Here is a 12,981-nt window from a genome sequence, read left to right as displayed (position 1 = left end):
AATATCAGTTAATTAAACGTTTTTCAGTACGATTGCCGTACCCATACCACCACCAACACATAGCGTGGCAAGACCATGCTCTGTACCGCGGCGACGCATTTCATGAAGAAGACTGACAATGATACGGTTACCCGATGCACCCAGTGGGTGACCCAGTGCAATAGCACCACCATTAACGTTTGAACGTTCAGCCAAGTCTTCAACTTGTGTATCTAGTTCACCAGCAAGTTCGTGAAGCACACCTAGTGCTTGACCAGCAAACGCTTCGTTAAACTCAAATAAGCCAACAGAATCAATAGAAAGCTGAGCTTTATCTAGCGCCTTAACAACCGCTGGTACTGGGCCTAAACCCATAATCTCTGGTGAGATGCCTGCCTGAGCATAGCTTTCGATCTCCGCTAACGGAGTTAAGCCATATTTTTCAACGGCAGCTTCAGAAGCAACAATAATCGCAGAAGCACCATCGTTAATACCAGAAGCATTACCTGCTGTTACTGAACCACCTTCACGTTTAAATGCAGGGCGCAGCTTAGCAAGGCCTTCAATCGAAGCATCTGATTTTGGATATTCATCTGTATCGACAACACTCGTTTTACGACGTACTGTCACTTCAACCGGTGCAATTTCTTCAGCGAACGTGCCTTGCTCGATAGCAGCAACCGCTTTTTGTTGGCTAGCAAGTGCGAAATTATCTTGCTGCTCGCGGTTAAGACCTACTTTTTCAACCACATTTTCAGCTGTTACGCCCATATGGAAGTTATTGAACACATCAGTAAGTCCATCAGAAATTAGCAGATCAGCCATTTCAAGGTTGCCCATCTTCTGACCATCACGTAGTGATGAAGGCAGGCAGAACGGAATCTGTGACATGTTTTCAGCACCAGCAGCAACAACAAGATCTGCGTCCCCTGCCTTAATGTGCGCAGCAGCATCCATTACCGCTTTCATGCCTGAACCACAAACCATGTTCAGGCTATAAGCAGGTACTTCAACAGGGATGTCGGCATAAAGTGCAGCTTGACGACCAGGGCCCATGCCCTGACCAGCGCCAATGACGTTACCTAAAATAACTTCATCAAGGTTAGCTGGGTCAACATTGGCTTCTTTAATCGCCGCTTTAATTGCAACTGCCGCTAAGTGTGCAGCTGAAACTGTTTTAAGTGCACCATTAAAGCTACCAAGAGGCGTACGTTTTGCTGCAACAATATAAACTTTTGACATAATTTCTAGCGTCCTTTCAAACTACGAAGAAGAAGATTAGTGCATGTACAAGCCGCCATTCACAGACAATGTTTCGCCTGTGATGTAAGCCGCGCCATCGCTTGCAAGGAAAGTAACTGCCGCTGCAACTTCAGCAGGAGCAGCAAGACGTTTCATTGGAATTTCAGCTTTAATGCTATCTAGTACTTCAGGCTTAATCGCTTCAACCATTGGAGTACCAGTATAACCAGGGGCGATTGCATTCACGGTAACACCTGAACGAGCACCTTCAGCAGCAAGTGCTTTAGTAAAACCAATCATGCCCGCTTTTGCTGCTGAATAATTCGCTTGGCCAAACTGACCTTTAAGACCGTTTACTGATGAAATGTTGATAATACGTGCGTTTCCATGCTCACACATAGATGCAAACAACGGCTGAGTAACATTAAACAAACTATTTAGGTTTGTTGAAATAACATCATTCCATTGCTCTTTTTTCATTCGCTTGAAGGTAGTATCACGTGTGATACCTGCATTGTTGACCAAAACATCAATGTTACCTTCTTCTTTCAACAATGTTGCAAGAGCCTCTTCACAAAACTCTGCATCCGTAACATCTAGAGGGAAGAGACGCACCTGTTCTTCTGAATAATTATTCTCTTTAAACCATTCTTTTGCCGTTGCTTCACCGCTTGGGAAGTATGTCGCAATTACACGATATCCCGCTTCAACTAATCCTTTAGTGATCGATGAACCAATACCACCTTTCGCACCAGTTACTAATGCTTTTTTACTCATTTCAGAAGACTCCATTCCATCGCCATGATGAATTAAACTTAAATTACAACAACTTAATATTGTTTACCTTAAGACGCCAACCAACATAACTCGTTTGCCGATTTGTCTTTTTATTCTTTAAAGCATCCTAGCTAAAGAAAAAGACATTTTGGTTACCCTTACGTTGCACGTTTATTATAAGAACATAAGCACATATTAATATCAACACACGGAATCAATGGTCGTACCAATATACCTGCATAGAATCACATAACGACCAATGCAACAGATTTAACAAAGTAATGTGTCAATATTGTAAACAACGCACCAAGATATAGCAGAAAAAATAAAGCCCTCTCAAAACAACAACATACATTAAGTGCTTTGGTGCATATCAAGCAAAGTGAAACTTAATTCATCAATCTGATTGATATTTGCTTAAATAAAAAAAGCCAAGCTAATGCTTGGCTTTAAAAATCTTGAACAATATATATTAATAAATGCACACGCTAAAATTACATTTATTAACATTTGAGCAACAAGTTCGCGCTTGAATATTAATCATCAAATTAAAAAGCGACCTTTTACACTGTAACTACAAATTAGCGCTACTAGTACGCAACATTCCTTGAGTTACGATAAAATCAATAATTACATCTAAACCTGTACCTTTTTTTAAGTTGGTAAAGACATAAGGCTTGTCTGGTCTCATTCGAGCGGTATCTTGCTCCATAACTTCCAATGATGCTCCCACATAAGGTGCAAGATCTATTTTATTAATAATCAATAAGTCAGAACGCGTGATTCCTGGCCCCCCTTTTCGCGGAATTTTTTCACCCTCGGCAACATCAATCACATAAATGGTTAAATCCGCTAATTCCGGGCTAAACGTCGCACTAAGATTATCACCACCACTTTCAACAAAGACAACATCCAGATTCTTATGCCTAATTGCTAGCTCTTCTACCGCAGCGAGGTTCATCGACGCATCTTCTCTTATTGCAGTATGCGGGCACCCTCCGGTTTCGACGCCAATGATCCGATCGGCATCTAAGGCTTTTGCTTTCGTTAAAATTTTCGCATCTTCTTGGGTATAAATATCATTCGTCACAACCGCAATATTGTATTGATCACGTATCGCTTTACATAACACTTCAAGCAGTGCCGTTTTACCAGATCCAACCGGGCCACCAACGCCAATTCGTAACGGTGATTTATATGTCATTCTCTATTCCTTAAGATCGATATAGTCTTGTATATTGAGTTTCATGACGGCTACTCGCGATAGCTTGTGCAGGCGTAAAACTACCCACTTCATGATCCTCGACCAAATAGGAGGCCTCTATTGCATTCGGTAATAATTCCGAGACCGACAGCATGAGCTTTTGCCCGTCGGTTTGTCCGAGCGGTATTAATTTAATCCCTGCAGTTGTTGCGTTTTCCAACCAACTCCAAAGGTAGCCCGCACATAAGCTTTTAAGATCGATGTGCCATGAGTGAGCTGCTAACGCAAAGCAGGCAAGCTGGTTGGCTTCAACGTGCTCAATGGCATCCGGTGCAAAATGGTTATCTAACTGCTTAAGTAACCTAGCCGTCGCTTTACCTCTTTGGATCTCTTCGAGCCTTAACTCTTTCGTTTCTCGACTTGCATATAGCCATTGGTTCCACATTTCTAATGACGGTTTATTTTCAGATGCTATAGCATGGAAAGCTCGCTGTAATATCGGCAACTCTAATGTCACTAAGCTGTGGTGAAGTATATCCACCAGCCACTGCTCTAAACTTGCCCTGTCTTTTACCCAACCATTTTCAATCGCCCACTCTAAACCTTGCGAATACGTAAATGCGCCTATTGGCAAAGAAGGACTAATGAGTTGATAGAGGCGAAAGTCAGGCAGTGTTGATTTTCCTGCCTGCATATTATTTTCCTCGCTTAGCTCGCAAGTAGTAACAGCACAGTTCCACTTGCTGCCAATAAAGCACTTTGCCATTTAGGGCTAATGTATAGTGCTAATCGGTAACCGCACAAAATAATCGCAGTAGCCGCCAAAGCCATACCTGAAGCAAAGGCGACAAGGCTTACACCACTGGCTTCCGCCCCATGTGCCCAACCATGAAATAGCACCAAAAGAACGGCTGCAGAAGATATCAACGTTGATACTTTCGCTGTCTTAACTTGTTTTTGATATACAGCCAAAGCGGCTATAAATATTGAAGCAATAATAAGCAGTTCAATGCCAGTAACAAACCCTGTTACCGCACCCAGCCCCATACCTGCCACCATGCAGATAACAGCCATTGACATAAAACGTTTTTGATGGCCTTGCGGTTTATATTGCATAGCAATAAAACCAACAGCTAATAGCATGATCAAATGATCAAAACCTGTTATTGGATGAACTAAGCCAGCCCAAAATGAATCAAACATTCCCGTATTATGGTGACCATGGCCAGGGTGAGCATAAACAGAACTAGAAGCTATTAAGCCTAAAAATGCGAATAATGTCTTCTTGAATACTGTGCCTTGGCGAAATAGAAAATGGATCATAGAAAGTCCTTTTATATAGCGGCGTCATGCCAAAAAATAATTAAAATATTCTTAATAAATAGGTGTACTAATAAATAAGTGCATTAATGCGTGTGGCTGTAATCGTCACTTTCATGATGCGAATGACTATGGCCGCCACCTTGTGTGCCGCCATAAGCCCCATCTTCTGGTTCAAACGGCGCAAGTTCTGATGTTACCGAAGCACCCAAGCCTTCAACCATCGCATCTAAAACATGATCATGCTGATAGCGCACCCATTCAGGGGTAATTTGCAACGGTACATGACGATTACCTAAGTGATAGCAAACCCTTGCCATTAGATGAGAGTCATGACAATAAATAGTCGAGACTTGCTCATCGGCAGCACGGACTTGAACCTTCACCCCCTGCTCACTGACTAATACATCACCGTGGCGAAGTGTTTTCCCCCTCGGAAGAAATAACCCACCATCAGAGCCATCATCTAGGGTAACTTTTAACCGACTTTTTATTCTGGCATTAATTGGTAAGCTTAACGTTAGTGATAATTCCGTATTTTTGGCGTCTTCAGCCAATATAATTTTTGTTAGTACAATCATGTCTTCCCCTAAAATAGAAAATATCGTTGTGCCATCGGCAATACTTCTGCAGGCTCACACACCAACAACTCTCCGTCGGCTCTTACTTGATAAGTTTGGGAGTCAACTTCAATCTTTGGCTGCCAGTCATTCAGCAACATATCGGCTTTACGAATTGTGCGGCAATCTTTAGCAACACCAATCAAGCTCTTTAACCCAAGTTCTTCATTCACACCGCGTGATTTGGCCTCTCCAGACAGAAATAACATCGAAGTGCTTTGCACTGCTTTTCCATAACTGCCAAACATCGGTCGGTAATGTACCGGCTGTGGCGTTGGAATCGATGCATTAGGATCACCCATTGGTGCTGCAGCAATCATGCCACCCTTGACTATTGCACTGGGTTTAACGCCAAAAAAAGCAGGCTTCCACAATACAAGATCTGCTAACTTCCCAATTTCGACCGAGCCCACTTCGTGACTAATTCCATGCGTTATTGCGGGATTTATGGTGTATTTGGCAACATATCGCTTCAGGCGGAAGTTATCACTATAGCTTGTGTCTTGCGGCAAACTGCCTCGCTGTACTTTCATTTTGTGGGCTGTTTGCCAAGTCCGAGTGATCACCTCACCCACCCGGCCCATGGCTTGTGAATCAGATGCAATCATTGAAAATGCACCCAAGTCATGAAGAATATCTTCTGCAGCAATGGTTTCTCGACGAATTCGAGATTCGGCGAAAGCAACATCTTCAGCAATTGAAGGCGACAAGTGATGACATACCATCAACATATCTAAATGTTCGTCTACCGTATTAATGGTATACGGCCGGGTCGGATTGGTTGATGAGGGCAACACATTTGATTCACCACAGGCGCGGATAATATCAGGAGCATGTCCACCACCAGCCCCCTCGGTATGATAGGTATGAATAACCCGATCACCGATAGCAGCTAAGGTTGATTCAACAAAACCCGATTCATTTAGCGTGTCAGTATGAATCGCAACTTGCACATCGGTCTCATCTGCAACCGTCATACAGTTATCAATTGAGGCAGGAGATGTACCCCAGTCTTCATGTAGCTTCAAACCAATAGCACCGGCTGCAACTTGTTCGTGCAATGCTTCAGGTAAGCTCGCATTACCTTTCCCTAATAAACCAAAGTTCATTGGAAATGAATCCAGAGATTCAAGCATACGGTGTATATTCCAAGGCCCTGGGGTACAGGTTGTGGCATTTGTACCAGTCGCAGGCCCTGTTCCCCCACCAATCATTGTTGTCACACCAGAACAAAGCGCTTCTTCAATTTGCTGTGGGCATATGTAATGGATATGGGAATCAATACCACCAGCTGTGATAATGGATCCTTCACCCGCCATAATCTCAGTGCCGGGGCCAATCACAATATCAACACCAGACTGTACATCTGGGTTACCAGCTTTACCGATTGCACTAATACGGCCATTTTTGATGCCAATATCAGCTTTAACAATCCCCCAATAATCAAGGATTACCGCATTAGTAATCACTAAGTCTGGCGTGTGGGATGACGGAAGCTGACTTTGTCCCATTCCATCACGAATAACCTTACCACCACCGAATTTCACTTCATCGCCATAACGAGTGAAATCTTTTTCAACTTCAAGCCAAAGCTCGGTGTCTGCTAACCTAAGTCGGTCTCCGGTTGTTGGGCCAAACATTTCACCATAGGCCTGACGCGATATTGTTGCCATTTAGCACTCCACATCCTTGTTTAATCCGTTCTTATCTTTATACGATGAGACGGTATCCATTACTTTGCCTTGAAAGCCATAAATAGTTTGCGTACCGCCAAAGCTAACGAGCTCCACTGTTCGACTTTGACCAGGCTCAAAACGTGTAGCTGTACCTGCTGCAATATTGAGTCTGAATCCCAACGTACTTTCTCTATCAAAATTCAGGGCATCATTTGCTTCGAAGAAGTGATAATGAGAGCCAACCTGAATCGGCCTATCTCCGAGATTAGCGACTTTGATTGTAACTATTGGCAGACCGACATTGAGTTCAATGTCGCCTTTAGCAGATTGTAATTCACCAGGTATTATTGGCGTTGTTTGGTTTTTTTCCTGTGTCATAACCCTATCCTTAAAATGACTTAAACAATGGGATCATGAACAGTGACTAGCTTGGTACCGTCTGGAAACGTCGCTTCAACTTGTACATCATGGATCATCGAGGGTATCCCCTCCATAACATCCTCAACGCCAAGAATTGTACGGCCAAAATCCATTAACTCAGCGACAGTCTTACCTTCTCGTGCCCCTTCTAAAATGGCAGCACTAATTAAAGCGACAGACTCTGGATAATTAAGTTTTAATCCCTTTTCTTTTCGTCTTTCAGCCAATAACGCTGCGGTAAATAACAGTAATTTGTCCTTTTCTCTTGGTGTTAATTCCATTTATTTAACGCTCCTAACCGCTTTATTCCTATATGCCTGTGTGGCTATTTATCTATACCTGTGTGGCTCTGTGTCTGTGCATATATGCACTATGTCGCCCAAATTCTTGGCGCATTTGGAGAGTGACCAAACCAATGCACTCTTACTTCTTGCCATACTTGCGAGAAAAGCGTCATCATTGGTTCACTGTGATGACCTAAAGCCCGAATAACCAAGACTCGGTGTTTCTCACTTAATGAAGTGATTTCGGTGACACCAACCACTCCATCACTCCCTTTTAGGTATGTATTATTCTTATTTAGCAACTCTTGTACCAAGTTGCATAAATCATCGGTTGAACCCGTTACAAACATGGTCCCTGTCATTGGGTAGTCTCGTAATCCGGCGCTTTTTTGGTGCAAATCCCCACCTTGAACATTCAATTGTTCCGCTAAAATCAGCTCATTACCCACTTTCAAGCGAGTACAACCGACAACACTCCCCATAGTGAAGCCCTCTTTTAGTGCAGGCCGCCCAAAACAGTGCAACTCCCAACCTATAAATCGCCCCCCTTCCTCGACGTTTATTTCTGTATCCATACGTACATTGGCGTTTGGGAAATATATATTTTCTTGCGGTAGCCACTCTAAAAGTCCATTTTCTTTTACCGTCAACAGCTGCTTTTGGTGTGCATAAATCGCATCGGAACGGTAAAATTTTGTTGCCCCTGGTGTGGTCACCAAGGCATGAGCCTGAGCCTGTACTTCGGTGCTGATTAACAGCTTGTCGCCTCCAACAACACCACCTGGTGGATGAAGTAGGTATACATGACAAATTCCAGCTTCTGGATACAACGGCCGCTGTACCGCTAAGGGCCCATGCTGTTTTCGATGCTTTAAAATTGTCTTGTTATTAAGGCTATTAGTGGATGCAGCGAAGCCTAACTCAAGCTTCGCGCGCCACCCTGCTTGCTCATTTAATACAGCAGCGGTTGGCTTAGGTCTCACCGATGCAATATCAAACTCTGAAAGAGAAGAACATGGGCGTTCGGCGACAGGGGCAACATCATGACTCATACCGTGAGGTACTCCTTTACTAACTGGTCTGAAAGATTATCCATTTCACCGTTGGCGACGACTCTGCCTCTATCCATCAGGCAGAAGTTATCACCAACCTTTCTAGCAAAAGGCAATTTCTGTTCCACAAGTAGCACAGTTAGACCAAGCTCTTGATTGAGCTTACAGATAATGTCTCCAATTTCTTGCACAATATTCGGCTGAATCCCCTCTGTCGGCTCATCGAGGATCAATAAACTGGGGTCAATTACTAGTGCCCGTCCGATTGCCAACTGCTGCTGCTGACCACCCGACAAGTCCCCACCACGGCGGTGCCGCATCTCTTTTAGTACTGGGAAAAGATCGTAAATATGTTCAGGGATTTTTCGGTCGCCTCTCGGGCGAATGGGTAAACCAATCTGCAGGTTTTCTTCTACGGTGAGCAAAGGGAATATTTGACGCCCCTGAGGTACATAACCAATACCGTGCCTTGGCCGGCTCTCTGCTGAACGCGTTGCGATGTTTTCGCCACGAACGAGTATTTCGCCTTCCTTTATCGCTTGAAGCCCCATAATGCACTGAAGCAATGTTGTTTTACCGACCCCATTTCGCCCCATTAATACTGTGCACTTTCCTTTCGGTATCATTAAATCGAGATCCCACAGAGTATGGCTTTGTCCATAAAATTGATTAAGTCCTTTGATTGCCAGCATGATTACTCTCCGAGGTAAACTTCTTTAACTTTTGGGTTGGATTGGATATTAGCCATGTTACCTTCGGCAAGAACATGCCCTTGGTGGAGTACCGTCACCGTAGAAGCAATAGAGCGGACAAAATCCATATCATGCTCAACGACCACCACCGAATGCTCACCAGTCAATGAATTCAACAGTTCTGCGGTGCGATCCATTTCTTGATGCGTCATTCCAGCAACAGGCTCATCAACCAACAGTAGCTTTGGCTTTTGCATCAGTAGCATTCCAATTTCTAGCCATTGCTTCTGACCATGAGATAAACTTCCGGCGAGTAACTGAGCATGATCTTGTAAGCCAATGAGTGACATCACGCGGTTAATTTCATCGCGTTGTTCACCATTTAATTGCGCTCTAAATACTCCCCAGACGCTACGTACCCCCACCATTGAAAGTTCTAAGTTGTGCCAAACAGATAGACATTCAAAAACCGTCGGTTTCTGGAATTTACGGCCAATACCTGTATTGGCAATTTCAGCCTCATCCATTTTTAACAGATTGATTTTCGAGCCTAACCACACTTGGCCTGAATCAGGTCGCGTTTTTCCCGTAATAATATCCATCATGGTCGTTTTACCAGCACCGTTAGGGCCGATAATGCACCGCAGCTCGCCTTCTTTGATATACAAGTTCAGGTCATTAATTGCCTTAAAACCATCAAATGACTTATTAACCCCTTCTAAATACAACAACACGTTGTGTCGGGTATCTATTAATGGGTTTGCTTGTGGCTTTAAAAATTCAAACACCTCATCGCGTTTAACAAATTGAGACACTGAATGGCGCAGTGAATTTGGAAACAATGAACTTGTAGTTGCTGCTTGAGGCTTATCCGCATTCTTTGCGGGTGACAACGTCGTGTTTAACGAATTCATGCTGTCACCTCCTTCTGTGTTTGGGGTTTCGCTTTCTTAGCCGTCAATTTTTCAACTAAGCCAATGACACCTTTGGGTAAGAAAATCGTTGCGAGAACAAACAGGCTACCCAGCACGAACAACCACACTTCTGGGAACTCAATGGTGAACCAACTCTTTGCGTAGTTGATGAGCAATGCCCCAACCACGGCACCAAAGAGTGTTGCCCTGCCACCAAGTGCGACCCACACAACAATTTCAATTGAGTTTAGAGGCGCGAACTCTCCCGGATTGATGATGCCAACCTGCGGTACGTAGAGTGCTCCCGCGATACCGGCAATCACAGCAGAAAGAACAAAAATCCAAAGCTTGAATTTATCGACGTTGTAACCGATAAACCTCACTCGAGATTCTGCATCGCGCGTGGCAATGGCGACCTTCCCCAATCGACTGGCAATCACTGCGCGACAAGTCAGATAGCAGAGACTCAATGCCAATACGGTTGCGACAAATAACCCAATTCGGGTTGATTGTGCTTGAAGGCTAAAACCGAGAATTTCTTTGAAATCGGTTAATCCGTTATTACCACCAAAGCCCATTTCATTGCGGAAAAAAGCCAGCATCAAAGCAAAGGTCAGTGCTTGGGTCATAATTGATAAATACACACCTGATACTCGGGAGCGAAATGCTAAGTAGCCAAACCCCCACGCCAAAATACCCGGCACTAATACCACCATCAAACAAGCAAACCAGAACATATCAAAGCCTTGCCAAAACCAAGGGAGCTCAGTCCAATTCAGGAACACCATAAAATCAGGCAAAATGGGATCGCCATATACACCACGGTCCCCCACTTGACGCATTAGGTACATCCCCATCGCGTAGCCACCGAGAGCAAAAAATGCGCCATGGCCAAGACTTAATATGCCGAGGTATCCCCAAACGAGATCCACAGCCATCGCTAATAAAGCGTATGTCAGGTATTTGCCAAGCAACGAGATAGTGTAAGTTTCAACATGCAAGAAATGACCTTGCGGCACAAGTAGGTTTAGCGCAGGAATAACTAACCCTGCCACCAGTAGTAATATCAATAGCAGTTGACCACCACGATCATCTTTTAAAATTGAGCGAAACATTAATTAGCCCTCCACTGCACGACCGCGCTGTGGAAATAATCCACGAGGGCGCTTTTGAATAAACAGAATAATGAAAACAAGAACAAGTATTTTAGCTAATACCGCTCCAGCCCAAGGTTCTAATATTTTATTAAACATACCGAGAGTAAGCCCCGCAACGAGCGTGCCCCATAAATTACCTACACCACCAAATACCACGACCATAAATGAATCGATAATATAGCTCTGCCCCATATTCGGGCCCACATTCGTTAGCTGGGATAACGCCACGCCTGCCACACCGGCAACACCTGAACCTAAACCAAACGTCATAGCGTCAACCCATTCGGAGCGTACACCCATCGCCTTAGCCATCGAGCGATTTTGCGACACGGCACGGACTTGCAAGCCTAACGGGGTTTTCTTCAATACCAATACCAAAGCAGTGAAGACCATTAGACAGAAAATAACGATATAGAGGCGGTTATATGTCAGTGATAACATTGGATTGATTTCAAGCATCCCTGTCATCCAATCCGGCGTAATTACTGAGCGGTTTAGAGGAGAAAAAATACTGCGTACAGCTTGCTGCAAAATCAAGCTAATACCAAACGTAGCTAATAACGTTTCTAGTGGGCGCCCATATAGAAAGCGGATCACTCCCCGCTCAATAGCAATACCGACTAAACCTGAAACAATAAAGGCTGCAGGAATGGACACCGCTAGCGATAAACCGATGTGATTGGGCATTAACTGCTGTATTACGTAGGTTGTATAAGCGCCAAGCATAATTAGCTCGCCGTGCGCCATATTGATCACCCCCATTACCCCAAATGTAATGGCAAGGCCAATACCAGCCAGCACCAACACAGAACCTAAGCTCAAACCAAAAAACAGCGTTTCAGCAACATCATAAACCCGTTGGCTCTGCTGATAACTGGTAATCGCTTGTTCCAACTGTTTGACAAAGACGGGATCGGGCGCGGCTTTCGCCTGTTCGACATCAAGTGCCGAGTTAATAGCTCTAAATACCGCCGGCTCTAAAGAGTCAGACAAGGTTTCTATGGCTTGATAGCGCAATTCACCATTATCAGACTTCAGCTGATCCATCGCTAAAATAAGCGCAAGATATTCTTTTACTCGCGACGATACTTCAACGGAGTACGCCGCTTTAACAAGACTAATTACAGTCGAACTACTATTACCAAGTAAACTCTTTGCCGCAGCTAACCGCTGTGCTTCTGATTCAGAGCCTAGATGAATTTTGGCAATCCCTAATCGAATAACTGAGCGAAGGCGATTATTCAACCCTACTTTTCTGAAGTCTCGCTTATTCTCCACCTCGACTTGAGTCGTATCAAATAACCGAATCGCAAGCTGGCCTTGCTCTAAGCTATCAATGAAATAGATTTGACTATTCTTTCGATGGTAATAAACTTCGCCAGCTAATAAGCCTGTGAATAATTGCTCACTCTGAGCAGGCTGAGTTTTAATTACCCACTCAATAGCTTGTTGTTTCTTCACAAAGTTTCTTTGTGATAACTGTTTTTCTACTCCCTGAAAATCATTAACCGTAGCGTTTGTAACGAAGGGGAAAAGCCCAACTAAACAGAGCACGACAATAAATAGTCGACTTAACGCTCTACGAAACGTTGATATCTCCCCAATAAGGCAGCACCAATTTTTAATTATCATCATTTGTCTTCC

At 43.9% G+C, this 12,981-nt stretch carries 14 protein-coding genes; all 14 read right to left on the bottom strand.

What is annotated here, in order from left to right; all coding sequences use genetic code 11:
* Positions 1–12: 12 nt before the first annotated feature.
* Complete coding sequence (locus L4D78_RS22810; protein WP_428469052.1) at positions 13–1,221, bottom strand: acetyl-CoA C-acetyltransferase; 1,209 nt, start codon at positions 1,219–1,221, stop codon at positions 13–15.
* A 36-nt stretch (positions 1,222–1,257) separates the two neighbouring features.
* Positions 1,258–1,998 (bottom strand): SDR family oxidoreductase, encoded by a 741-nt coding sequence (locus L4D78_RS22805; protein WP_428469051.1) that lies wholly within the window; start codon positions 1,996–1,998, stop codon positions 1,258–1,260.
* 574 nt (positions 1,999–2,572) lie between these two features.
* Complete coding sequence (ureG, locus tag L4D78_RS22800) at positions 2,573–3,202, bottom strand: urease accessory protein UreG (RefSeq protein ID WP_428469050.1); 630 nt, start codon at positions 3,200–3,202, stop codon at positions 2,573–2,575.
* A 10-nt stretch (positions 3,203–3,212) separates the two neighbouring features.
* On the bottom strand, positions 3,213–3,896 hold the full coding sequence (locus L4D78_RS22795) for an urease accessory protein UreF (protein ID WP_428469049.1): 684 nt from the start codon (positions 3,894–3,896) through the stop codon (positions 3,213–3,215).
* A gap of 14 nt (positions 3,897–3,910) precedes the next feature.
* On the bottom strand, positions 3,911–4,525 hold the full coding sequence (locus L4D78_RS22790; protein WP_428469048.1) for a HupE/UreJ family protein: 615 nt from the start codon (positions 4,523–4,525) through the stop codon (positions 3,911–3,913).
* Positions 4,526–4,608: 83 nt separating this feature from the next.
* Positions 4,609–5,103 (bottom strand): urease accessory protein UreE, encoded by a 495-nt coding sequence (ureE, locus tag L4D78_RS22785; protein ID WP_428458912.1) that lies wholly within the window; start codon positions 5,101–5,103, stop codon positions 4,609–4,611.
* Positions 5,104–5,111: 8 nt separating this feature from the next.
* Positions 5,112–6,815 (bottom strand): urease subunit alpha, encoded by a 1,704-nt coding sequence (gene ureC, locus L4D78_RS22780; RefSeq protein ID WP_428458911.1) that lies wholly within the window; start codon positions 6,813–6,815, stop codon positions 5,112–5,114.
* A complete protein-coding gene (locus L4D78_RS22775; RefSeq protein ID WP_428469047.1) occupies positions 6,816–7,196 on the bottom strand; it encodes an urease subunit beta in 381 nt (126 codons plus the stop codon).
* A gap of 20 nt (positions 7,197–7,216) precedes the next feature.
* A complete protein-coding gene (ureA, locus tag L4D78_RS22770) occupies positions 7,217–7,519 on the bottom strand; it encodes an urease subunit gamma (protein WP_428469046.1) in 303 nt (100 codons plus the stop codon).
* Between the two features lie 89 nt (positions 7,520–7,608).
* Positions 7,609–8,574 (bottom strand): urease accessory protein UreD, encoded by a 966-nt coding sequence (locus L4D78_RS22765; protein ID WP_428469045.1) that lies wholly within the window; start codon positions 8,572–8,574, stop codon positions 7,609–7,611.
* Positions 8,571–9,266, bottom strand: a complete 696-nt coding sequence (urtE, locus tag L4D78_RS22760; RefSeq protein ID WP_428469044.1) for an urea ABC transporter ATP-binding subunit UrtE — start codon at positions 9,264–9,266, stop codon at positions 8,571–8,573. The genes L4D78_RS22765 and urtE overlap by 4 nt, the downstream gene beginning before the upstream one ends.
* Before the next feature lie 2 nt (positions 9,267–9,268).
* Positions 9,269–10,180 (bottom strand): urea ABC transporter ATP-binding protein UrtD, encoded by a 912-nt coding sequence (urtD, locus tag L4D78_RS22755; RefSeq protein WP_428469043.1) that lies wholly within the window; start codon positions 10,178–10,180, stop codon positions 9,269–9,271.
* Positions 10,177–11,295, bottom strand: a complete 1,119-nt coding sequence (urtC, locus tag L4D78_RS22750) for an urea ABC transporter permease subunit UrtC (protein WP_428469042.1) — start codon at positions 11,293–11,295, stop codon at positions 10,177–10,179. The genes urtD and urtC overlap by 4 nt, the downstream gene beginning before the upstream one ends.
* A 3-nt stretch (positions 11,296–11,298) precedes the next feature.
* Positions 11,299–12,969, bottom strand: a complete 1,671-nt coding sequence (urtB, locus tag L4D78_RS22745) for an urea ABC transporter permease subunit UrtB (RefSeq protein WP_428469080.1) — start codon at positions 12,967–12,969, stop codon at positions 11,299–11,301.
* Positions 12,970–12,981 lie beyond the last annotated feature (12 nt).

This window comes from Photobacterium minamisatsumaniensis (assembly GCF_050336695.1).
Classification (GTDB): domain Bacteria; phylum Pseudomonadota; class Gammaproteobacteria; order Enterobacterales; family Vibrionaceae; genus Photobacterium; species Photobacterium minamisatsumaniensis.
Note: the sequence above shows the minus strand (reverse complement) of the source record. Positions and strands in the feature narration are given on the sequence as shown.